General features: G+C 55.6%; 20 protein-coding genes. 11 read left to right on the forward strand and 9 right to left on the reverse strand.

Annotated elements, in window-relative coordinates:
- Window positions 1-26: 26 nt before the first annotated feature.
- From AC0TN7_RS07610 to narI, 4 genes are read left to right on the forward strand one after another with little or no spacing between them, the layout of a single operon-like run.
- Window positions 27-3,767: a nitrate reductase subunit alpha gene (locus AC0TN7_RS07610; protein ID WP_267216400.1), complete on the forward strand. Its 3,741-nt coding sequence runs from the start codon at window positions 27-29 to the stop codon at window positions 3,765-3,767.
- Window positions 3,764-5,308 carry a nitrate reductase subunit beta gene (gene narH / locus AC0TN7_RS07615; RefSeq protein ID WP_024909583.1) on the forward strand — a complete coding sequence of 515 codons (1,545 nt, stop codon included), beginning with the start codon at window positions 3,764-3,766 and terminating at the stop codon, window positions 5,306-5,308. The genes AC0TN7_RS07610 and narH overlap by 4 nt, the downstream gene beginning before the upstream one ends.
- Complete coding sequence (gene narW / locus AC0TN7_RS07620) at window positions 5,308-6,003, forward strand: nitrate reductase molybdenum cofactor assembly chaperone (protein WP_024909584.1); 696 nt, start codon at window positions 5,308-5,310, stop codon at window positions 6,001-6,003. The genes narH and narW overlap by 1 nt, the downstream gene beginning before the upstream one ends.
- The gene (gene narI, locus AC0TN7_RS07625) at window positions 6,000-6,680 is read left to right on the forward strand and encodes a respiratory nitrate reductase subunit gamma (RefSeq protein WP_014883923.1); all 681 of its coding nucleotides are present in this window, start codon (window positions 6,000-6,002) and stop codon (window positions 6,678-6,680) included. Before narW ends, narI begins: the two co-directional genes overlap by 4 nt.
- 86 nt (window positions 6,681-6,766) lie before the next feature.
- Here the strand turns inward: narI and AC0TN7_RS07630 are convergent, their stop codons facing one another.
- A complete protein-coding gene (locus tag AC0TN7_RS07630; protein WP_024909585.1) occupies window positions 6,767-7,216 on the reverse strand; it encodes a hypothetical protein in 450 nt (149 codons plus the stop codon).
- Between the two features lie 94 nt (window positions 7,217-7,310).
- On the reverse strand, window positions 7,311-8,156 hold the full coding sequence (nhoA, locus tag AC0TN7_RS07635; RefSeq protein WP_463726744.1) for an N-hydroxyarylamine O-acetyltransferase: 846 nt from the start codon (window positions 8,154-8,156) through the stop codon (window positions 7,311-7,313).
- A gap of 108 nt (window positions 8,157-8,264) precedes the next feature.
- Here nhoA and AC0TN7_RS07640 point away from each other — a divergent pair, with 108 nt between their 5' ends.
- From AC0TN7_RS07640 to AC0TN7_RS07650, 3 genes are all read left to right on the forward strand, one after another.
- The gene (locus AC0TN7_RS07640; RefSeq protein WP_024909587.1) at window positions 8,265-8,837 is read left to right on the forward strand and encodes a flavin reductase family protein; all 573 of its coding nucleotides are present in this window, start codon (window positions 8,265-8,267) and stop codon (window positions 8,835-8,837) included.
- 126 nt (window positions 8,838-8,963) lie between these two features.
- Window positions 8,964-9,326 (forward strand): CHAP domain-containing protein, encoded by a 363-nt coding sequence (locus AC0TN7_RS07645; RefSeq protein ID WP_463726745.1) that lies wholly within the window; start codon window positions 8,964-8,966, stop codon window positions 9,324-9,326.
- On the forward strand, window positions 9,326-9,751 hold the full coding sequence (locus tag AC0TN7_RS07650) for a DUF3828 domain-containing protein (RefSeq protein WP_090416784.1): 426 nt from the start codon (window positions 9,326-9,328) through the stop codon (window positions 9,749-9,751). Before AC0TN7_RS07645 ends, AC0TN7_RS07650 begins: the two co-directional genes overlap by 1 nt.
- A gap of 77 nt (window positions 9,752-9,828) precedes the next feature.
- On the opposite strand, the gene fusA is transcribed toward AC0TN7_RS07650, so the two are convergent.
- On the reverse strand, window positions 9,829-11,928 hold the full coding sequence (fusA, locus tag AC0TN7_RS07655; protein WP_032647431.1) for an elongation factor G: 2,100 nt from the start codon (window positions 11,926-11,928) through the stop codon (window positions 9,829-9,831).
- Between the two features lie 160 nt (window positions 11,929-12,088).
- Between fusA and AC0TN7_RS07660 the strand changes: the two genes are divergently transcribed.
- On the forward strand, window positions 12,089-12,391 hold the full coding sequence (locus AC0TN7_RS07660; protein WP_024909591.1) for an ArsR/SmtB family transcription factor: 303 nt from the start codon (window positions 12,089-12,091) through the stop codon (window positions 12,389-12,391).
- Window positions 12,392-12,449: 58 nt separating this feature from the next.
- Here the strand turns inward: AC0TN7_RS07660 and AC0TN7_RS07665 are convergent, their stop codons facing one another.
- Window positions 12,450-12,905, reverse strand: coding sequence for a GNAT family N-acetyltransferase (locus tag AC0TN7_RS07665; protein ID WP_407820420.1), 456 nt, complete (start codon window positions 12,903-12,905; stop codon window positions 12,450-12,452).
- A gap of 164 nt (window positions 12,906-13,069) precedes the next feature.
- Between AC0TN7_RS07665 and pdxR the strand changes: the two genes are divergently transcribed.
- Window positions 13,070-14,548: a MocR-like pyridoxine biosynthesis transcription factor PdxR gene (gene pdxR / locus AC0TN7_RS07670; RefSeq protein WP_473701999.1), complete on the forward strand. Its 1,479-nt coding sequence runs from the start codon at window positions 13,070-13,072 to the stop codon at window positions 14,546-14,548.
- A gap of 27 nt (window positions 14,549-14,575) precedes the next feature.
- On the opposite strand, the gene AC0TN7_RS07675 is transcribed toward pdxR, so the two are convergent.
- On the reverse strand, window positions 14,576-15,211 hold the full coding sequence (locus tag AC0TN7_RS07675) for an ECs1377 family protein (protein WP_248164773.1): 636 nt from the start codon (window positions 15,209-15,211) through the stop codon (window positions 14,576-14,578).
- A 121-nt stretch (window positions 15,212-15,332) separates the two neighbouring features.
- Window positions 15,333-16,664, reverse strand: coding sequence for a 2-hydroxycarboxylate transporter family protein (locus AC0TN7_RS07680; RefSeq protein ID WP_033145663.1), 1,332 nt, complete (start codon window positions 16,662-16,664; stop codon window positions 15,333-15,335).
- Between the two features lie 405 nt (window positions 16,665-17,069).
- Here AC0TN7_RS07680 and AC0TN7_RS07685 point away from each other — a divergent pair, with 405 nt between their 5' ends.
- Together AC0TN7_RS07685 and AC0TN7_RS07690 are read left to right on the forward strand one after the other, a co-directional pair.
- Complete coding sequence (locus AC0TN7_RS07685; protein ID WP_024909596.1) at window positions 17,070-18,017, forward strand: AEC family transporter; 948 nt, start codon at window positions 17,070-17,072, stop codon at window positions 18,015-18,017.
- A gap of 31 nt (window positions 18,018-18,048) precedes the next feature.
- Window positions 18,049-19,734 (forward strand): NAD-dependent malic enzyme, encoded by a 1,686-nt coding sequence (locus tag AC0TN7_RS07690; protein WP_473702000.1) that lies wholly within the window; start codon window positions 18,049-18,051, stop codon window positions 19,732-19,734.
- Between the two features lie 44 nt (window positions 19,735-19,778).
- Here the strand turns inward: AC0TN7_RS07690 and AC0TN7_RS07695 are convergent, their stop codons facing one another.
- From AC0TN7_RS07695 to AC0TN7_RS07705, 3 genes are all read right to left on the reverse strand, one after another.
- Window positions 19,779-20,780, reverse strand: coding sequence for a Kdo(2)-lipid IV(A) acyltransferase (locus AC0TN7_RS07695; protein ID WP_473702001.1), 1,002 nt, complete (start codon window positions 20,778-20,780; stop codon window positions 19,779-19,781).
- A 182-nt stretch (window positions 20,781-20,962) separates the two neighbouring features.
- Entirely contained in the window at window positions 20,963-21,193 is a 231-nt protein-coding gene (gene pptA / locus AC0TN7_RS07700) for a tautomerase PptA (protein ID WP_024909599.1), read from the reverse strand.
- A gap of 37 nt (window positions 21,194-21,230) precedes the next feature.
- Complete coding sequence (locus AC0TN7_RS07705) at window positions 21,231-21,848, reverse strand: glutathione S-transferase family protein (RefSeq protein ID WP_024909600.1); 618 nt, start codon at window positions 21,846-21,848, stop codon at window positions 21,231-21,233.
- Window positions 21,849-21,875 lie beyond the last annotated feature (27 nt).

Genomic DNA, 21,875 nt, shown 5'->3' on the forward strand with positions numbered 1-21,875 from the left:
TACACGTCCGAAGCAGGAGAAATGTCATGAGCAAACTGTTGGATCGCTTTCGTTATTTCAAAACAAAGGGGGACAGCTTCGCCAACGGGCACGGGCAGGTATATAACACCAACCGCGACTGGGAGGACGGCTACCGTCAGCGCTGGCAGTTCGACAAAATTGTGCGCTCCACCCACGGCGTGAACTGTACCGGCTCCTGCAGCTGGAAGATTTACGTTAAAAACGGCCTGGTAACCTGGGAAACCCAGCAGACCGATTACCCCCGCACCCGCCCTGACCTGCCCAACCACGAACCGCGCGGCTGCCCGCGTGGCGCAAGCTACTCGTGGTATCTCTATAGCGCCAACCGTCTTAAATATCCGCTGGTGCGTCGCAAGCTGATTGAGCTGTGGCGCGAGGCGCTGGCGCAGCATACCGATCCGGTGCTGGCCTGGGACGCCATCCAGAGCGATCCGCAAAAGGCGCAGAGCTACCGGCAGGCGCGCGGACGCGGCGGGTTTATCCGCTCGAACTGGAAAGAGCTGAACCAGCTGATTGCCGCCGCCAACGTCTGGACCATCAAAAATTATGGCCCGGACCGCGTGGCCGGTTTTTCCCCTATTCCGGCGATGTCGATGGTCTCCTACGCCGCCGGCACGCGCTATCTTTCCCTGCTGGGCGGCACCTGCCTGAGCTTCTACGACTGGTACTGCGACCTGCCGCCTGCGTCGCCGATGACCTGGGGCGAACAGACCGACGTGCCGGAGTCCGCCGACTGGTACAACTCCAGCTATATCATTGCCTGGGGCTCGAACGTGCCGCAGACCCGAACTCCGGACGCCCATTTCTTCACGGAGGTGCGCTACAAGGGCACCAAAACCGTCGCCATCACGCCGGACTTCTCGGAGGTCGCGAAGCTGAGCGACCAGTGGCTGTCCCCCAAACAGGGCACCGACAGCGCCCTCGCCATGGCGATGGGCCACGTGATCCTCAAAGAATTTCACCTCGATAACCCCAGCGACTACTTCCTCAACTACTGCCGCCGCTATACCGATATGCCGATGTTGGTGCTGCTGGACGAGCAGGAAGACGGTCGCGTGGTGCCGGGACGTATGCTGCGCGCCTCGGACCTTGTCGACGGGCTGGGTGAAGCTAATAACCCTGAATGGAAGACCGTCGCCTTTGACGTAGGCGGAAATCTGGTGGTGCCAAACGGGTCAATTGGCTTCCGCTGGGGAGAAAAAGGCAAATGGAACCTGGAGCCACAGGCTGCGGGGCACGAAACCGAACTGACGCTGTCGCTGCTCATTACCCACGACAGCGTGGCCGATGTCGCCTTCCCCTACTTTGGCGGCAACGAGAACCCGCATTTCCGCAGCGTGAAGCAGGAGCCGGTGCTGACGCGCCGCGTGCCGAGCAAAATCCTGACCCTCGCCGACGGCAGCGAGAAACGAGTGGTCAGCGTTTACGATCTGGTGCTGGCTAACTACGGTCTCGATCGCGGTCTGGAGGACAGCAATGCCGCAGAGAACTATGAGCAGGTCAAAGCCTACACCCCCGCCTGGGGCGAGCAGATCACCGGCGTGCCCGCCAGGCTGATTGAAAAAATCGCCCGCGAGTTTGCCGACACGGCGCACAAAACCCACGGCCGGTCGATGATTATTCTCGGTGCAGGGGTGAACCACTGGTACCACATGGACATGAACTACCGCGGGATGATCAACATGCTGGTCTTCTGCGGCTGCGTCGGGCAGAGCGGCGGCGGCTGGTCCCACTATGTCGGCCAGGAGAAGCTGCGCCCGCAAACCGGCTGGCTGCCGCTGGCCTTCGCGCTGGACTGGAACCGTCCGCCGCGCCAGATGAACAGCACCTCCTTCTTCTACAACCACGCCAGCCAGTGGCGCTACGAGAAGCTGACCGCACAGGAGCTGCTCTCTCCGCTGGCGGACGCCTCGAGGTTCACCGGCCACCTGATTGATTTCAACGTCCGCGCCGAGCGCATGGGCTGGCTGCCGTCTGCCCCGCAGCTCAACCTTAACCCGCTGCACGTGAAGGCGCGCGCTGACGCCGCTGGGATGTCCCCGCAGGATTACACCGCTCAGGCGTTAAAATCGGGCGATATCCGCTTCGCCTGCGAGCAGCCGGACAACGGTAAGAACCATCCGCGCAACCTGTTCGTCTGGCGCTCTAACCTGCTCGGCTCGTCCGGGAAAGGCCACGAGTACATGCTGAAATACCTGCTCGGTACCGAGAGCGGGATTCAGGGCGAGGATTTAGGCTCGACCGACGACGTGAAGCCTGAGGAAGTGGAGTGGCAGACCGCCGCCATTGAGGGCAAGCTCGACCTGCTGGTGACGCTCGACTTCCGCATGTCCAGCACCTGTCTGTTCTCGGATATCGTCCTGCCCACCGCCACCTGGTATGAAAAAGACGATATGAATACCTCAGACATGCATCCCTTTATTCACCCGCTCTCGGCCGCCGTCGACCCGGCGTGGGAGTCCCGCAGCGACTGGGAGATCTACAAGGGCATAGCCAAAGTCTTCTCCGAGGTCTGCGTCGGGCATCTCGGCACCGAAACGGACGTAGTGTTACAGCCGCTACAGCACGACTCCCCGGCGGAACTCTCCCAGCCGTTTGACATTCAGGACTGGCGCAAAGGGGAATGCGATCTGATCCCCGGTAAAACGGCGCCGAACATCGCGGTGGTCGAGCGGAACTACCCGGAAACTTACGAACGCTTCACCGCCCTCGGCCCGCTGATGGATAAGCTCGGCAACGGCGGGAAAGGCATATCGTGGAACACGCAGAACGAGGTCGATTTCCTCGGCAAGCTGAACTACGTCAAGCCCGACGGCCCGGCGAAAGGTCGTCCGCTGATTGAAACGGCGATCGACGCCTCCGAGGTGATCCTCGCTCTGGCACCGGAAACCAACGGTCAGGTGGCGGTGAAGGCCTGGGAAGCGCTCGGCGAACTGACCGGACGCGATCACACCCATCTGGCGCTGAACAAGGAAGACGAAAAGATCCGCTTCCGCGACATCCAGGCGCAGCCGCGCAAAATTATCTCCAGCCCAACCTGGTCAGGTCTGGAGAGCGAGCACGTCTCCTATAACGCGGGCTATACCAACGTCCACGAGCTGATCCCATGGCGCACGCTGTCTGGCCGCCAGCAGCTGTATCAGGATCATCCCTGGATGCGCGCGTTCGGAGAGAGCCTGGTGGCCTACCGTCCACCGATTGATACCCGAAGCGTCACCCATATGCGCGAGATCCCGCCGAACGGCTTCCCGGAAAAAGCGCTCAACTTCCTGACGCCGCACCAGAAATGGGGCATCCACTCCACCTACAGCGAAAACCTGCTGATGCAGACCCTGTCGCGCGGCGGGCCGATTGTCTGGATCAGCGAAACCGACGCCCGCGAGCTGGGCATTGAGGACAACGACTGGATCGAGGCCTTCAACGCTAACGGCGCCCTCACCGCCCGCGCGGTGGTCAGCCAGCGCGTGCCGCCGGGCATGACCATGATGTACCACGCCCAAGAGCGCATCCTGAACATTCCGGGTTCAGAGGTGACCGGACGGCGCGGCGGGATCCACAACTCGGTGACCCGCGTCTGCCCGAAACCGACGCACATGATCGGCGGCTACGCCCAGCTGGCGTACAGCTTCAACTATTACGGCACCGTCGGCTCCAACCGCGACGAATTCATCATGATCCGCAAAATGAAAAACATTAACTGGCTGGACGGCGAAGGTCGGGATCAGGTACAGGAGGCGAAAAAATGAAAATACGCTCACAGGTTGGCATGGTTCTGAATCTCGATAAATGCATCGGCTGCCACACCTGCTCGGTGACCTGCAAGAACGTCTGGACCGGGCGCGAAGGGATGGAATATGCCTGGTTTAACAACGTCGAAACCAAACCGGGTATCGGCTACCCGAAAAACTGGGAGGATCAGGAGGAGTGGCAAGGCGGATGGATCCGCGGCATTCACGGCAAGCTGACCCCACGCCTCGGCGGCAAAATGGGCGTGCTGTCGAAGATTTTCGCCAACCCCGTCCTGCCGCAGATTGACGATTATTACGAACCCTTCACCTTTGACTATCAGGATCTGCACCGCGCGCCGGAGGGGGATCACCTCCCTACCGCCCGCCCGCGCTCGTTGATTGACGGCAAGCGGATGGACAAAATCGTCTGGGGGCCCAACTGGGAAGAGTTGCTGGGCGGCGAATTTGAAAAACGCGCCCGCGATCGTAACTTCCAGAAGATCCAGAAGGAGATGTACGGCCAGTTCGAAAACACCTTCATGATGTATCTGCCGCGCCTGTGCGAGCACTGCCTCAACCCGAGCTGTGTCGCCACCTGCCCGAGCGGCGCGATTTACAAGCGCGAAGAGGACGGCATTGTGCTGATCGACCAGGACAAATGCCGCGGCTGGCGCCTGTGCATCAGCGGCTGTCCCTACAAGAAAATCTACTTCAACTGGAAGAGCGGCAAGTCAGAGAAATGCATCTTCTGCTACCCGCGCATTGAGTCCGGCCAGCCGACCGTCTGCTCGGAAACCTGCGTCGGGCGCATCCGCTACCTCGGCGTGCTGCTGTATGACGCGGACCGTATTGAAGAGGCGGCCAGCACCGAGCATGAAACCGATCTGTACGAGCGCCAGTGCGACGTGTTCCTCAACCCGAACGATCCGGCAGTAATTGAGGAAGCGCTGGAGCAGGGTATTCCGCAGAACGTGATTGACGCCGCCCAGCGTTCTCCGGTCTACAAGATGGCGATGGACTGGAAGCTGGCTCTGCCGCTGCACCCGGAATACCGCACCCTGCCGATGGTCTGGTACGTGCCACCGCTGTCGCCGATTCAGTCCTACGCGGACGCTGGCGGCCTGCCGCAGAGCGACGGCCTTCTTCCCGCAGTCGAAAGCCTGCGCATTCCGGTGCAGTATCTGGCGAACATGCTCAGCGCGGGCGATACTGGTCCGGTGCTGCGCGCCCTGAAGCGCATGATGGCGATGCGTCACTACAAGCGCTCCCAGACCGTGGAAGGCGTGACCGATACACGCGCCATTGAAGAGGTCGGCCTGACCGAAGTGCAGGTTGAGGAGATGTACCGCTATCTGGCGATTGCCAACTACGAAGACCGCTTCGTGATCCCGACCAGCCACCGCGAAATGGCGCGCGACGCTTTCCCGGAGAAAAACGGCTGCGGCTTCACCTTTGGCGACGGCTGCCACGGCTCTGACACGAAATTCAACCTCTTCAACAGCAGCCGCATCGACGCGATTAACATCACCGAGGTGCGCGAACACGGGGAGGGAGAGTAATGCAGATCCTGAAAATCATCGCGCTGCTGATCGAGTATCCCGATGACACCCTGTGGGAAAACCGTGATGAAGCGCTTTCGTTAATTGCGCAGGACGCGCCCATGCTGCTGCCGTTTGCCCGGCAGCACCTGAGTGCCCCGCTGCTGGATAAACAGGCCGAATGGTGCGAGGTGTTTGAGCGCGGTCGCGCGACATCGCTGCTGCTGTTCGAGCACGTTCACGCCGAGTCCCGCGATCGCGGTCAGGCGATGGTTGACCTGATGAGCCAGTATGAGAAAGCCGGTCTGGTGCTGGACTGCCGCGAGCTGCCGGACTACCTGCCGCTATACCTGGAATACCTGAGCATCGTGACCGAGGACGAGGGCCGCGAAGGTTTGCAGAACGTCGCGCCGATCCTGGCGCTGATCGGCGGCCGCCTGAAACAGCGCGGCGTGGCGCATTATCAGCTGTTTGACGCCCTGCTGACGCTGGCGGGAACGCGCCTTTCCAGCGACAGCGTGGCGAAACAGGTGTCCGGTGAAAAACGGGATGATACCCGTCAGGCGCTGGACGCCGTGTGGGAAGAGGAACAGGTGAAGTTTATTGAAGACAACGCCACATCGTGCGACAGCTCGCCGATGCAGCAATATCAACGACGCTTTAGCCAGGACGTCGCGCCGCAGTATGTGGACGTCAGCGCCGGAGGCCCAAAATGACGCACTACCTGAACGTGTTTTTCTATGATATTTATCCCTACATCTGCGCCACCGTCTTTTTCCTCGGCAGCTGGTTGCGCTACGACTACGGGCAATATACCTGGCGGGCCTCATCGAGCCAGATGCTCAGCAAACGCGGGATGAACTGGGCCTCTAACCTGTTTCATATCGGGATTCTGGGGATCTTCTTCGGGCACCTGTTCGGCATGTTAACCCCGCACTGGATGTACGCCTGGTTTTTACCCGTCGCGGTTAAACAGCAGCTGGCCATGATTGCGGGAGGGATCTGCGGCGTGCTGACGCTGATCGGCGGGTCGATGCTGCTGATTCGCCGCTTGTTCAACCAGCGGGTGCGTGCCACCTCCACCACGCCGGATATCATCATTATGAGTATCCTGCTGATACAGTGCATTCTGGGGCTATCGACCATTCCTTTCTCCGCGCAATATCCTGACGGAAGCGAGATGATGAAGCTGGTGGGCTGGGCACAAGGGATCGTGACGTTTAAGGGCGGCTCGTCGGAAATGCTGAGCGGCGTGGCGCCGATCTTCCGCGTGCATCTGGTGTTGGGGATGACGATCTTCCTCATCTTCCCCTTTACCCGCCTGGTGCACGTCTGGAGCGCGCCGTTTGAGTACTTTACGCGGCGGTATCAGGTGGTGAGATCGCGCCGTTGATTTGTCGGGTGGCGGCTACGCCTTACCCGACCTACGTTCACACGCCCGTAGGCCCGGTCAGGTGTTGACGCCACCGGGCCGCAATGTCAGAACAAATTACTTCCGCTGACGACTGAAATAACCAACAGCAGCAGCAACACTGCGACAATCAGACCAAAAGCCAGTAACGCCGCATGAAAAGCGAGCGTGGCCCCGGAAAAAAACAGTGCACCACTCACCCCCCATCTGTTCTCTTTGCGCATCCCAGCAGTGAAGGCAAGCCCTAATGCCACCACGGATAAAATTATTCCGCTATTGATAAGAATGCTGTCGATATCGACCGCTTTCTTTTTCGCTTCAACGGTCGGCTGTTCTCCCTTTATGCCAGCAATGATCCCTTTTTTTACCGCCGAAACTTTTTCAGCCACAACAATTTCAAGCGCTGTCGACTTTGTCGAAAAAGGACCAAAAGTGAACTGCACTAATGAAAGAAGCAGTGCAATAACCCCGAGTAACATTCCCACTGAACTGAATTTATTCCGCAACAAGATTTCCATATCAGCATGCCTTTGACGATGTTTAAACTAACCTGCCGGGTGGCGGCCTGTGTTCGGGCACCCGTAGGCCCGGTAAGGCGTAGCCGCCACCGGGCTATTTCCCGGCCTGCGGATGCGTATCAAACCCCGCCATCACCGCCGTCAGCTCGGCCAGGGTAAAGCCGTGCTTCGGGTCATCAACGCCCAGGCCAAACCGCACCTGCAGCAGCTTATACAGCGCCTCCGCATCCGGCAAATGAATCTGCTCCTCCACATGACCGTTCTGCCAGTGGGTAAAGTTGAAGTTGGTCAGCGTCAGCTTGCCGCCGTCCGGCAGATGGCGGCACATCAGCAGATGATGGCGGAAGTGCGACTGCGGCCAGTGCGCCGACCAGAAATTCCCCATCACGTAATCACTGAAATACTGTGTCGTCAGGTCAAAATGGTACATCGACTGCCAGTGCTCGTGGTGACGGAACTGCAGCACCCAGTCGTTACCCTCGCTCAGCAGACGATACAGGCCGTGCGGCGTTTCCTGTTCCTCACTGGCGAGCAGACGAATTGGCGCCGTCAGCGTCTGGCCGCCAAACCCCACGTCCGCAATCCAGCGCTCGCCGTTAAGCTCAACCAGCAGCAGGCGGTGAGTGCGCGGCGGCATTTGCGGCGGGTTCGCTAATACCACCCGTCCCAGCAGGCTGCGCACCGTGAACCCGACCTCACGCAATACCCGCTCAAACAGGCCGTTTTGCTCAAAGCAATATCCTCCGCGACGGGCGGTGACCAGCTTGTCGACCAGACACCGATCGTCAAGCTGGATTTCGCGCGGCAGCACGACGTCAATATTCTCAAAAGGGATCGCACAGTTATGGTGTAAATGCAGCGCGCGCAGGGTATCGATATCCACCCGTGTCGGTTGCGTCCAGCCGATGCGAGCGAAGTAGGCGGTCAGGAATGGGGACATACATCAGTTTCCTTTGATTGTGATGTTCTGTTTATAAACTAATTTTACGCACTCACTTTGATTTACGTGCTTTTTCGTCATACTCATCGTTACAGATGAGGAGATCCTATGAGCCACTTTCACCCTGTTGAATTACGTCATGCCAGCCGTCTGCTGAACCACGGCCCTACCGTGCTGATCACCAGCCGCGATGAAAGCCTGGACAGACGTAACGTTATGGCCGCCGCATGGTCAATGCCCGTTGAGTTTGAACCGCCACGCATCGCGATAGTCGTGGATAAAAGTACCTGGTCACGCGAGCTGATCGAACGCAGCGGGAAATTTGGCATCGTTATCCCCGGCGTGGCGGCGGCCAACTGGACTTACGCGGTCGGCAGCGTCAGCGGGCGCGATGAGGACAAATTCAACTGCTATGGGATCCCGGTGGTGAATGGCCCGGAGCTCGGCCTGCCGGTCATTGAAGAGAAATGCCTGGCGTGGATGGAATGCCGGTTATTACCCGTGACCTCCGCGGCAGAGAAATACGACACCCTGTTTGGCGAAGTAGTTTCAGCGGCAGCGGATGAACGGGCGTTTATCGCCGGACGCTGGCAGTTTGATGGGGATAAGCTCAATACCCTGCATCATCTTGGGGCCGGGACGTTTGTGGCGAGCGGGAAGATGGTGAAGGCGCTGGATTGATTGTTTAAATCATATATGGCTGAATTATATTAAATTTCTATGGCATTTTATGTTTACTCTTGCGTTGTAAAACGGAGGATATTTCCGGAGTTGCTGCATTAGCACTCTCCCGTTAAGGAAATATCAATGTCATGGAATAAAGATGGCGCAATCTCCTATGCCAAATCACACGCCCAACCGAAGTGCACCGGTTATTGTGCTCGCTACGTCACCGAAGCGATCAGAACGGGGGGAAAATTAAAAATTCCCAATACGCGTCTGGCAAAAGATATGGGGCGTACATTGGTCAACGCTGGATTCCGCCTGGTATACGATCAACCTCATGCCGGAGACGTAGCCGTTATCCAAAATATAGTGGGTCACGATAGCGGGCACGTTTGCATTTATGATGGCCAGCAGTGGATAAGCGATTTTGTACAACGCACCCTGTATCCGGGACAGGCTTACCGAAACATACAGCCTCATTACGAATTGTTCAGGCACGACTAATGAAAATACTCTGCTTTTTTCTTTTTGCCCTCTCTCCGTTCGCAGTCGCCCAAACTGACTATGCCCCAGGCCAGGCTGCGCTTAAATTCAATCAATGGTATATCGCTCAGCTGAATCAGGACAAACCACCAGTGCTGAATCCAGACATTATGAATGAATACGTTGCCTCTGGGACAATTGATGCAATTAAGGAGATGTACTCAGGAGACAGTAACGAAAAAGACATGCCCGATGCTGATATGTTCATCAAAACGCAGGACTGGGATGAAGACTGGAATCAGATAACCGTCTTACACTCTGATTTTGATGCCGTTTGCACAAACGTCTATCTCGCATTTGGTAAGAAACAAAATCACGTTGTAGCAGATTGTCTCGTTCAGGAAGAAGGGAAATGGAAAGTTCGATCGGCCACGCTGATCAAGTAATAATCGGATATGAAAGCCCTCTGCTACAGCGGCAAAAGCACACGGTAACCCAGCGGCTACCGTGTGCAATTCATTAACTACTTCGCACGCCGTGAAATAATCTCATCCGCAACATTCCGCGGCGCTTCCGCAAAATGATGGAACTCCATCGTATACGTCGCGCGTCCCTGGGACATCGAGCGCAATGTCGTGGCATAGCCAAACATCTCTGCCAGCGGCACGTCAGCACGAATAATCTGGCTGCCGTACTGCTCCGCCATCCCCTGCACCATGCCGCGTCGTGAAGAGAGATCGCCCATAATGTTACCGGCGTACTCTTCCGGTGTTTCCACCTCCACGTGCATGATCGGCTCAAGGATCACCGGATCTGCCCTGCGGGCGCCCTCTTTGAAACCGAGGATCGCCGCCATGCGGAAGGCCATCTCCGAGGAGTCGACATCGTGATACGAGCCAAACGTCAGCGTCGCTTTGACATCGACGACCGGATAGCCCGCCAGTACCCCGCTGTTCATTGCTTCCCGCAGTCCTTTCTCTACGGACGGGATATACTCGCGCGGCACCACGCCGCCCTTAGTGGCATCTTCAAATTTAAAACCACTTCCGGGCTCCAGCGGCTCCAGGCTCAGCACCACATGACCGTACTGGCCTTTACCGCCGGACTGACGGACAAATTTGCCTTCGATATCCTTCACCGTTTTACGCAGGGTTTCACGATAGGTCACCTGCGGACGACCGATATTTGCCTCGACACCAAACTCACGTTTCATGCGGTCGACGATAATCTCGAGGTGTAGCTCACCCATCCCGGAGATAATGGTCTGGCCGGACTCTTCGTCAGTATGCAGGCGGAAAGACGGGTCTTCCGCCGCCAGGCGCTGCAGCGCAATGCCCATTTTCTCCTGATCGCCTTTGGTTTTCGGCTCAATCGCCAGCGAGATCACCGGATCCGGGAACTCCATGCGCTCAAGCGTAATGACGGCGTTCGGATCGGTAAGCGTGTCGCCGGTGGTCACGTCTTTCAGCCCGACACAGGCCGCGATATCCCCGGCACGCAGTTCGTCCACCTCGTGGCGATCGTTAGCATGCATCAGCACAATACGTCCGATACGCTCTTTCTTCCCTTTCACCGGGTTGTACACCGCGTCGCCTTTGCGCAGCACGCCAGAGTACACGCGGATAAAGGTCAGCTGCCCGACATACGGGTCGCTCATCAGCTTGAACGCCAGGGCCGAGAACGGCTCATCATCGCTCGGATGACGCTCCGCATGCTGCCCTTTTTCATCCACGCCATCAATGGCCGGCACGTCCAGCGGCGACGGCATGAGCTCAATAACCGCATCGAGCATGCGCTGTACGCCTTTATTCTTGAACGCGCTGCCGCACAGCATCGGCTGGATTTCTCCCGAGATGGTGCGAATACGCAGCCCTTTGATGATTTCCGCTTCCGTCAGGTCGCCCGTCTCCAGGTACTTATCCATCAGTTCATCGCTGGCTTCCGCCGCCGCAGAGACCATTTTCTCCCGCCATTCCCGGGCGGTGCTGACTAAATCATCCGGCACGGGCGCATAGGTAAACACCATGCCCTGCGTCGCATCGTCCCACAGAATGGTGCGCATCTTGATGAGATCCACCACGCCGGTGAAGTGATCTTCAGCACCCACCGGGATGACAATCGGCACCGGATTGGCCTTCAGGCGTTCCTGCATCATCCGCACGACGCGGAAGAAATCGGCACCCGGACGGTCCATTTTGTTGACGAAGGCCAGTCGCGGAACGTGATATTTATTGGCCTGACGCCAGACTGTTTCTGACTGCGGCTGCACGCCGCCCACGGAGTCATACACCATCACGGCACCGTCGAGTACGCGCATGGAACGTTCCACTTCAATGGTGAAATCCACGTGCCCCGGGGTGTCGATGATGTTAATCCGGTGCGGCTCATATCCTCTGTCCATACCCGGCCAGAAGCAGCTGACCGCCGCGGAGGTAATCGTGATCCCGCGCTCTTGCTCCTGCGCCATCCAGTCAGTGGTTGCCGCGCCATCGTGTACTTCACCCAGCTTGTGGCTCATCCCGGTATAAAACAGGATGCGCTCAGTGGTGGTGGTTTTACCGGCATCGATATGCGCGGAGATACCGATGTTGCGATAACGTTCGAGAGGGATGGGTCGGGGCATGATATTTCCTTAAGTCTTATGACTTGTCTGTGACGACCAGGATGGTCGTGCATTCGTTCGTTTGCTATAATAGTCCTATTGTACGAGTATTATCGAACTATTTTTTAACGGTTGACCTATTGTTGATATAGCTCAATCTGACGCCATACGCAGGAAAACGATGATCCCAAACCACCCTGAAACTGAACAAATACTGCTGGAAAATGTGCTGTTTGCCCTCGGCAACCCGCTCCGGCTGTCGATAATTCGCCGGCTGGCCGATGGCAGCGAACTCAGCTGTAACGCGCTGCGCCCGGAAGATGTGGTGAAGTCTACGATGACCCATCACTGGCGCGTATTGCGCGACAGCGGCGTGATCTGGCAGCGTCCGCAGGGACGAGAAAACATGATTTCATTGCGCAGAGAGGATCTGGATGCCCGCTTTCCGGGGCTGATGGCGATACTTTTACAGGCTAAATCATAAGAGCATATCGGGTTAAAGCCCCTTAATGATGTAAGGGGCATATCGTCAGCAAAGGGATTTACCTTACCTGCATACGATATTCAATCATTCCACTTTTTTTCGCAATCCAGTCATACAATCGTTGCCCGCGATAGTTGGCTTCATGCGTATGCCAGTAAAGATGACTGGCATGATGTTTTCTGGCTTCTCTCTGAACATATTCTATTAACTGTTTGCCAATATGTTTGCCCCTGACAGCTTCGCAGACATATAAATCTTCGAGGTAGCAGTAATCGCTCTCAGCCCAGGTCGAACGGTGAAAGAGATAATGCGCAAAACCCACTATTTCTCCATTACATCGTGCCACCACGCAGAATAGCGGCTCAACGGGGCTGAAAAATCGTTGCCAGGTTCGTTCTGTAATCGCCCCGGACAGATCGACGTGGTAAAACGCCTGATATTTTCCCCATAGTGGCATCCAGCTTTCAAAATCACGTTCTTTAACTGCCTCAATTGTCACGATCGTATTGTTCATATTGCCTCTTCTCTCACCCGTTTATTCGTTTCAGGAAGAGTGTATTCGCTGAATGGCACGTTTTGCCCCGCCAATTCTCGACATCAAAGCAGACCAATTTTTCATCCTGCTGCATGCAGTATTGCTTTAGAATCAAGAGACACAGAGGAAAAGTGGACAACGTCATGTTTAAGCACGCGCAGCTTGAAACGGTTAAGGCATGGATTATCGACCCCGCTAACGGATCGCTACCGCTTCATGAAAGGATCCAGAGAGCAATACGGACGCTGATACTGGAAGGGGTATTATCTCACGGTAAGGCCCTTCCTGCTTCACGCGCTCTGGCGGCTTCTCTCAGCGTTTCCCGGGATACCATAGAAGTGGCCTACTCCAGCCTGCATGCCGAAGGGTTTATTGAGAGACAAACAGGCAGAGGGAGCTTCGTCTCTTCCAGCGCGCGCTTTTTAAAATCCCGTCCTCGACAGCATCAGCCAACCGCTGAGATACGAAAAGCAAAACTCAGCGTCCGAGGTAAGATCGTTTATGAAAGCGGCGGGATCCGCGAATTTTCCTCCCCTCGTCCCCTTGCGCCCGGCATTCCAGAAACCCGCATGTTTCCCATTTCAACCTGGGAGCGTCTTCAGCGACAGGTCCTGAAGGAGTTTCAGCATCAGGCATTAGAGCAAAGTCCACCACAGGGTATAGAGCACCTGCGACGGGCCATTGCGGAATATGTCAACCTTGAGCGCGGGACGCGTGCGAGGGCAGAACAGATCATCGTTCTGACAAGTTCTCAACAGGCGCTTGCGCTCTGTTCCCACGTGCTGATGGATGCCGGAGACGGCATTGTCATTGAAGATCCCTCCTATCAAGGGGCACACAAAGCGTTCAACGCCGCAGGACTTCGCTGCATTCCGGTTCCTCTTGATGAAAAAGGCATCTCGGTTGACGGTCTTAATTCTCTGACCGAGCCAGCCAGGGCGATATACCTTACGCCTTCTCATCAGTACCCTACCGGGGTGACGCTCTCTCTTGACCGACGACTGTCAGTTGTCAAATGGGCAAACCGTTACGGGGCCTGGATCATTGAGGATGACTATGACAGTGAGTTTCACTACGAAGGTAAGCCTATGGCCAGTCTTCAGGGGCTTGATACGTACAACCGGACAATTTATATCGGCACGTTCACCAAGTCTCTGTTCCCTGGGCTGCGTATTGCCTACATGATCGTTCCCTCAGAATTGACAGAGCCCTTTACCATGGCGAGGACATTGATGGATGGTCACACCGCCTCAATAACCCAGCTGACGCTGGCTAAATTTCTGGAGGGAGGCCATTTTGGTGCCTATGTTCGTAAGATGCGGGGAATTTATGTTGCTCGTCGCGACATGCTGGCAAGCCTGATGGATGCGTATCTTTCTGAGTATGTTGCCTGTGAAACACCAGCGGGGGGAATGCAAATGCCTTGTCATCTGAAACACGGAATATCCGAGAAAGAGATAGCCACCGCCGCCCGCCGTGCGGGTGTTGATATACTAGGGCTTACCGATTTATATGCAGGTTCCCCCGCGTCCACCGGTTTTTTGATGGGATTTGCTGCTTACACGGACAGGGAAATAGAAGACGCTGTAAAAAAACTGGCCGCCATTTTCCGTCATGTTTGATGCAGTCGACCGCTCAGCGGCGAATACTCATTCCGGGCGAGCAAGGCTATATACGGGGATCCGTCGGCTGGTCTTTGTCAGCGTATCAAAGACTTCGGTCTCCGACGTCACAATTCTCACGCCCATTTTCCTTAACCTCTGTACATCCGCCGCGATGCGCTGAATGCCAAACCAGAAAAGCCCGTCGAGTGCCGTCACAGACAGGCCGTTTTCCAGCGCCAGCTTGAGACGTTCCTTTGGGGCTTTGACCTGCTGGGCAATTTGCCTGTAAGGCACCTCATTACATCCTGTCGCGTCACTGCGCTGGATCCGCGTTTTCAGCTGATAGGTAAACTCGTCAGGTATTCCATCGAGATCCCTTTTCAGGCTATAGACGCAGCCAAAGCGCTTGCCGTTAAACAGAACATTTTTCTGACTGAGCTGAAGCTCTTTTCTGGCAACGTCTATTAACTGGGGCGCACGGGTGAGAAGTAGCCTGAAGGGCAGCTCGAAGCTGGTGACGTAATCCACATTAAGCAACGCGAGACGCAACCGCTCCTCTGCCCCGGACTTTTGCTCACGACACTCTTCCATCACCTCCGCCCACTGGCGCGTCAGGCGCTCCGGCTCGGCGGCTTCGGTAAGGAGATATTTTTCAATCTGATAATCAACTCTTCCAGTCATCGTGTGGTATCCCGTCGCTGTGGATGCGGTAATTCTATACAGTACGGTGATATTTATAAAGGACTGAACCGCAGCGACATCCTGAAAATGTCGTTGCGATTCAGTATCCTGACGTTTCGAATCAGTGCGCCATAATCCAGCCCATCAGCAGCGTGGCGAAAATCACCGTCGACGCGCCGCCGATGCGGGTGGCGATCTGCGCGAACGGCATGAGCGACATCCGGTTAGACGCGGACAAAATGGCCACGTCCCCCGTTCCGCCCAGCCCGCTGTGGCAGCAGGTTACAATAGCCGCTTCCACAGGATACATATTCAGACGCGACGCGATAAAGTAGCCGCTCAACGCCATTGCAATCACAACCGAACCGCATACCACCACGTATCCTACCGAGAAGACCGACACCACGCTCTCAAGCGGCACGTATAACATCCCAAGGCCGATCATCAGCGGCCAGACCAGCGCAGCCGAGACGAATTTATAGCAACTGTGCGCGCCCTGCTCCATTGAGGCCGGGATCACCCTGAAGTATTTACACAGAACAGCAATCAGGATCATCAGCACCGGGCCTGGAATGTGGACCAGTTTTTCAAACAATCCGCCGACGATGAAAAACGCGCACACCATCAGTAACCCGCCGCCCATCAGATGAAAATCCGTCTGCTGCGTGCTTTGCGCTCCGGCAAACAGGCTGGCGTCGTCTTTACTCCGCGTGAGCATGCCATTTCCCGAAAGCGCAGGACGTTTCGCGCCGAGACGCGCCAGCGAGCCCGCACAAATAATGGCGAAGATATTCCCGACGACCGCAGCGGGTGCCAGCTGTGCAACGTAGACGTCCGGCGTCTGCCCCAGTATTGCCGAATAGGCCAGGGACAGCGGCAAAATGCCCTCGCCAATTCCGCCGCCAATGATGGGCACAATGATGAAGAAGAAGGTGTGGTAAGGCGTATAACCAAACAGTGAGCCCACAATGAGGCCGCTCAGCACGGCCATGCATGTTCCCGCCACCAGCGGAACAAACATGCGCATCATCCCCTGGATCAGCAGCACCCGGTTCATCCCCAGAATGCTGCCGACCACCAGGCAGGCAATCACGAAATAGAGCAGGTTCGCCTCTTTCATCAGCAGATGCACGGTATCAAGGGTATGTTTCCCGAATACGCCAAAATAGACCAGCACGGAGGGCACCATCAGGCACAGGATCGCCGGGCCGCCGATATCTTTCAGCACCGGGATTTGACGCCCTACTTTCGCAAACGCGAAACCGAGGGTCATGATCACCGCGAGGCCACCTATCATATTTTTTGGCAGCAGCCCTGCCCAGGCGGATGTCGCCACAATCGCGGCAATCCCGACGAACAGCATCAGCGGGACCGTGCCCACCTCGGTATTGTTGAGCCCAAAGGCAAAACGCGAGGTAGACAGCTCAGAAGTCGGTACAGGATTATCTTTCATATAATCACCTGAAAATTGTGTTCGGATATACAGAGAAAGGAATAACTGAAACTATTCCTGATACGAAAAAATGTTCTTAAATATAAATAATGATTTAGATGGCCTTTTCTAAAAACAGGCTCAGGGTGAAATTATCACGGGCCTGCAGGGAGAAATGTGAACAATTCGGCTCTTTGCCTTTAAATAACTTAATTCAGCGTTTAGTAACTAAAGTTATTTATCGCAACTCATGTCGCATTCTTGCGTCTTATCAATTTTTAACGCAAGCATTACTTATCCAACTAATGCAATCTTTTTGAAATTAATAAAACCAGAGAGAGTGTGACACTTGTCACTCCTGCCCTGCTATCTAAGCGCTAGATTAGCGCTGCAATAAAACACATAAAATACCCTACAGGAAATACTATGCCTTCATTACTATTACAGTCACTGTTTCCGCTCGTCTTTATTATGTTACTTGGATGGCTAAGTGGAAAGCTGGGATATTCCCGGCGTGAAGATGCAAACGTCATGGCAACCGTGGTGATTCGTTTCGCCCTTCCTTTTCATCTTTTCATTGGTGCATTGCATACCGATCCCAATAAAATTAAAAACCTGACCTTTATGGCCGTCCTGGTTGTCGGTTTAATGGGGTCGTATTTACTGACGCTGTTTATTTCACGCTATGTTTTTCGCCACGATATCAAAACCAGCGCCATTCAGTCTCTGGTTTGCGCCTTTCCTGATATGGCCTACTTTGGCGCGCCGGTCCTGGCGGTATTGATTGGGCCGGAAGGATTTATCGGTGTGCTGATAGGTAACATTATCACCAGCGTTATCATGATCCCTCTGACTATCGTCCTGATTCGTATGGGTGATAAAAATGGTCATGATGGCCTGGAGGCGCTGCACCCGGGGGCGATGATCGTGCAAAACCTCATCAAAGCGGCTCGCAACCCTATCGTCTGGATCCCGGTCTCCGGCGTCTTGCTCAGTCTCGCCGGTGTGCAAATCCCTTCCATTCTCAGCATGCCTATTGAGATGGTTGGCAAGGTTTCCGGCGGACTGTCCCTGTTTGCCCTCGGCCTGCTGTTTTACGGTGAACGTCCAAAACTGAACGTGCAGACATTTACCAATATCAGTATTAAAAACCTGATTCAGCCGGCAATGATGGCCGCCGCAGGGATCGCCTTTGGCCTGAGTCATACCTTACTGCAGCAGGTCGTAATTATTGGCGCAACGCCTTCCGCTATTGCCGCGGGGATGTTTGCTTTACGCAGCGACACCTATATTGATACCGCATCCTCTTCCATATTAATTGGTACTGCCGTCGGGGTCGTGACCGAAGGCATTATGATCTATTTCATCTCTTAATCTGTTTTATATAAAAATTCAGGAGTTAACCATGTCCCGGAAAGAAGTTCTGTACACCCCTTACAATGGGGCCGTATTGCTGGAGAATCCGCTATTAAATAAAGGACTCGCTTTTATTAAAGAAGAGCGTGATAATTTTAATCTGCATGGGTTATTGCCGCACAACGTTGAAACCATTGAAGAACAAACCGAGCGCGCCTGGGTACAGTTCTGTCATTTTAAAAGCGATATCTCGCGTCATGTTTATCTGCGAAATATTCAGGACACCAATGAAACTCTCTTTTACAATCTCTTGCGTTCGCATCTGAAAGAGACGTTACCGATTATCTATACCCCGACGGTCGGTGAAGCCTGCGAGCATTTCTCTACGATTTATCGCCGCGCGCGCGGCTTGTTTATTTCATGGCCTAACCGTCATCGTATTGATGAGATGCTGCAAAGTTTTTCACGCAACGACGTTCGCGTGATTGTGGTGACGGACGGGGAACGTATTTTAGGGCTTGGCGATCAGGGTATCGGCGGTATGGGCATCCCGATTGGCAAGCTGTCGCTCTATACCGCCTGCGGGGGGATCCATCCGGCCTCTACCCTCCCGATTATGCTGGATGTCGGCACCAATAATCAGCAACACCTCGACGACCCGATGTACATGGGCTGGCGTCATCCGCGCATCAGCGACGACCAATACGCTGAGTTTATGGATATGTTTGTCAGCACCGTGAAAGCACGCTGGCCCAATGTTCTCCTGCAGTTTGAAGACTTTGCGCAGAAAAACGCAACTCGCCTGCTCCAGCGCTACCGCGACCAGCTGTGCTGCTTCAATGATGATATCCAGGGCACGGCAGCGGTCACCGCAGGTACGCTGATGGCGGCGGCCCACGCGGCGGGCACGCGCATTCGCGATCAGCGCGTGGTCTTCCTCGGCAGCGGCTCTGCGGGATGCGGGATCGCTGAAAAAATTGTGGCGCTGATGGTCGATGACGGCCTGACCGAGTCCGAAGCCCGCAGCAGGATCTTCATGGTCGATCGCTTCGGCCTGCTGACCGACGACATGACCAACCTGCTCGATTTCCAGAAAAACCTGCTTACCGCGCGCGACGCCGTAAGCCGCTGGCAGGTAGACGCGAAGAATATTTCCCTGCTGGACGTGGTGAAGAACGCGCATCCTACGGTGATGATCGGCGTTTCAGGCCAGCCGGGTCTGTTCAGCGAAGAGATTGTCAAAGAGATGCATCGCCACTGCCCGCGTCCGATTATCATGCCGCTCTCAAACCCGACGTCGCGGGCGGAGGCCCAGCCTCAGGATCTTATCGCCTGGACCCAGGGAGCCGCGCTGGTGGCCACCGGCAGCCCGTTCGCTCCGGTATTCTGGGAGAATGCACACTACGAGATTGCCCAGTGTAACAACGCCTACATCTTCCCTGGCCTGGGGCTGGGCGTTCTGGCCTGTAACGCGCGCCGGGTCACGGAAGAGATGCTGATGGCAGCTAGCCGCAGCCTGGCCGCGCAGTCTCCTCTGGTCACCACGGAAAAAGGTGGATTGCTGCCGCCGGTAGATCAGATTGAAACGGTCTCACGCCAGATTGCCGTCGCCGTCGCCCGGGCTGCGATTGAACAGGGCGTGGCACCGGCGATAGATGATGAGACGTTGATGGCGCGTATCGAGAAGACGTGGTGGCAGGCGGACTATGCGCCGTACCGCCGATCCGCGCTGTAGCGACGGTCATGCCCTCACCGCAGGGTGAGGGCATCGCTGAGGCTTTAGTGCTGTATGCCTGATCGGTCAGAAAAATCGCTGGCGGAGAGAATATCACCCCGTGGGGCCACGCTCTTGCGGCGGTCATACCGGTCAGGTACACCTTCGGGACGCGTTTTGAAGCGCCGGTGCAGCCACATATACTGTTCTGGCGCCATCCGTACAGCGTGTTCAATCGCCCTGTTCATCTGCGTCGCCACGGCTTCTTTATCGCCGTCCTGCAACGCCTCGCTGATATCTTCCAGAATGATCAGCTCGTAACCGGTGCCATCCGCCTTGCGGCGCGGCACAAAGGGAATGACGGCAGGCTTAGCGCTTTTGACCAGCATATAGCTTCCAGCAGTCGTCGCGGCATCCGGCACCGCAAAGAACGGCACAAATACGCTATTGGTTTTGCCATAGTCATGGTCCGGGGCGTACCACAAAATTTCATTTTGCTTCAGCGAGCGGATCATGCCCTTTAAATCATGACGATCGAGCATGGTTTTATTGGAACGCAGGCGCCCGCGCGTCTGAAGCCAGTCCAGCAGGGCATTATTATTAGGACGATACACCCCGATACCTGGGTTAAGCATGCCAAATATCCGCGCGCCCAGCTCAAGCGTCAGAAAATGCATCCCCACCAGCACCACGCCCTTTCCTTGCGCCCTGGCCTTTTCCATGTGCTCATAACCCCGCACGGTAAAGTATTTCTTCACCCGCCACTCGGGCCAGAACCATGCCATCCCGGTCTCGATCACCCCCATTCCTACCGATTCAAAATTACGCTGCAGCAATGACTCTCGCTCCGCCTTTTTCATCTCCGGGAAACAAAGCTCCAGGTTGCGGCGGGCAATTTCGACGCGGCGGGGAAGCAAGCGCATCGCCAGTCGACCAAGGCCATGACCGATTCTGAACAGAAGCGGATAAGGGAGCAGCATGATGAGCCACAGCGCGGCAATGCCGGCCCAGCTTAGCCAGTAACGGGGATGAAGAAAGGCGAATGAAAAACGGGGTAATTTTGTCATCAGAAAATTATCCTTTAACGTGTCTGTCCTTAATTGATTCTGTTGAAGATCTTTCCTAAGGATTAATAATATGTCAGCCAGAAACGTTAAGTGTAGCGGATAAGACAAAACGCATTTTTATCGATTTTTGCGAAAACGGGAAAACAAGCCGGGGAGGACTTATTCGATCCCCGGCAAAGATCCTACATCGAATACCCGGGCTTCTTAATAAGCTCCTCCAGCTTCGGTCCAATTTCGGTATCCCAGACCTGCGCCTTCCAGTCTTCAGGCGCGATCTGGTTCAACGCCACCGACACGGAACTGTCTTTGCTGTTGAAATGGCGAATAATCACGTCGGCAATATCCGCCGCCAGGGCCGTTTTTTGTTCGTCGTTCAAATCACGGGGAAAACATTTGATATCTACGTGTGGCATGTGCAGGCTTCCGGTTGTGAATGTGGGTTACACGTTATCAGATAATATTGTTTGCCTTTAACACCTTGTGCAGTTCCGGTCGCTGACATACGGCGTCCGCAATCGCCGTGAATTTAGGGGTGTTCTCGGCAAACCAGGCGTGACGGGGCCCCCAGGTGCGCGCTACCGCAATATACACATCCAGCAGCGTCAGCCTTTCCCCCAGCGCAAACGGGGCGGCCTTAATCTGACTTTCGAACCACAAATAGAGGGATTTCCGGTATTCGATGCAGTTTTTCTGCAGCTGTTCCGGCGCATCCGGCACCCAGCGTTCGGGATAGTCTGCATACGTAAATGTGGGATAGACGTTGGCCACAAACCAGATCAGCAGACGCTGAAACTGCTGGCGTTCGGCCTGCCCCACGGGCGGAGCAAGGTCGGGACATCTGTCGAGCACCATCAGGGCAATCGCCGCCGTTTCGGTCATGATGGAGCCATTTTCCAGCGCCAGCGTCGGCACCTGACACAGCGGGTTGAGCTTTTGCAGGAGCTCACGCTGCGGGCCGGGCTGGTCAAAGCCGTCCACGTTGATAAATTGATAAGGGATATCAGCCAGGGTTAGCATCACTTCACCGATCGCCGAGCCCCAGCCGGGTACGCCATAGAGTTTAATCATGTTGCCCCCTCAGGAGTGAAAATCCTA

Source organism: Enterobacter sp. PL_is511 (assembly GCF_055816065.1).

Excerpts from the sequence above, each read along its gene's own strand:
- AC0TN7_RS07610 (WP_267216400.1), top strand. The coding sequence starts at position 27 with ATGAGCAAACTGTTGGATCGCTTTCGTTATTTCAAAACAAAGGGGGAC.
- narH (WP_024909583.1), top strand. The coding sequence starts at position 3,764 with ATGAAAATACGCTCACAGGTTGGCATGGTTCTGAATCTCGATAAATGC.
- narW (WP_024909584.1), top strand. The coding sequence starts at position 5,308 with ATGCAGATCCTGAAAATCATCGCGCTGCTGATCGAGTATCCCGATGAC.
- narI (WP_014883923.1), top strand. The coding sequence starts at position 6,000 with ATGACGCACTACCTGAACGTGTTTTTCTATGATATTTATCCCTACATC.
- AC0TN7_RS07630 (WP_024909585.1), bottom strand. The coding sequence starts at position 7,216 with ATGGAAATCTTGTTGCGGAATAAATTCAGTTCAGTGGGAATGTTACTC.
- nhoA (WP_463726744.1), bottom strand. The coding sequence starts at position 8,156 with ATGTCCCCATTCCTGACCGCCTACTTCGCTCGCATCGGCTGGACGCAA.
- AC0TN7_RS07640 (WP_024909587.1), top strand. The coding sequence starts at position 8,265 with ATGAGCCACTTTCACCCTGTTGAATTACGTCATGCCAGCCGTCTGCTG.
- AC0TN7_RS07645 (WP_463726745.1), top strand. The coding sequence starts at position 8,964 with ATGTCATGGAATAAAGATGGCGCAATCTCCTATGCCAAATCACACGCC.
- AC0TN7_RS07650 (WP_090416784.1), top strand. The coding sequence starts at position 9,326 with ATGAAAATACTCTGCTTTTTTCTTTTTGCCCTCTCTCCGTTCGCAGTC.
- fusA (WP_032647431.1), bottom strand. The coding sequence starts at position 11,928 with ATGCCCCGACCCATCCCTCTCGAACGTTATCGCAACATCGGTATCTCC.
- AC0TN7_RS07660 (WP_024909591.1), top strand. The coding sequence starts at position 12,089 with ATGATCCCAAACCACCCTGAAACTGAACAAATACTGCTGGAAAATGTG.
- AC0TN7_RS07665 (WP_407820420.1), bottom strand. The coding sequence starts at position 12,905 with ATGAACAATACGATCGTGACAATTGAGGCAGTTAAAGAACGTGATTTT.
- pdxR (WP_473701999.1), top strand. The coding sequence starts at position 13,070 with ATGTTTAAGCACGCGCAGCTTGAAACGGTTAAGGCATGGATTATCGAC.
- AC0TN7_RS07675 (WP_248164773.1), bottom strand. The coding sequence starts at position 15,211 with ATGACTGGAAGAGTTGATTATCAGATTGAAAAATATCTCCTTACCGAA.
- AC0TN7_RS07680 (WP_033145663.1), bottom strand. The coding sequence starts at position 16,664 with ATGAAAGATAATCCTGTACCGACTTCTGAGCTGTCTACCTCGCGTTTT.
- AC0TN7_RS07685 (WP_024909596.1), top strand. The coding sequence starts at position 17,070 with ATGCCTTCATTACTATTACAGTCACTGTTTCCGCTCGTCTTTATTATG.
- AC0TN7_RS07690 (WP_473702000.1), top strand. The coding sequence starts at position 18,049 with ATGTCCCGGAAAGAAGTTCTGTACACCCCTTACAATGGGGCCGTATTG.
- AC0TN7_RS07695 (WP_473702001.1), bottom strand. The coding sequence starts at position 20,780 with ATGACAAAATTACCCCGTTTTTCATTCGCCTTTCTTCATCCCCGTTAC.
- pptA (WP_024909599.1), bottom strand. The coding sequence starts at position 21,193 with ATGCCACACGTAGATATCAAATGTTTTCCCCGTGATTTGAACGACGAA.
- AC0TN7_RS07705 (WP_024909600.1), bottom strand. The coding sequence starts at position 21,848 with ATGATTAAACTCTATGGCGTACCCGGCTGGGGCTCGGCGATCGGTGAA.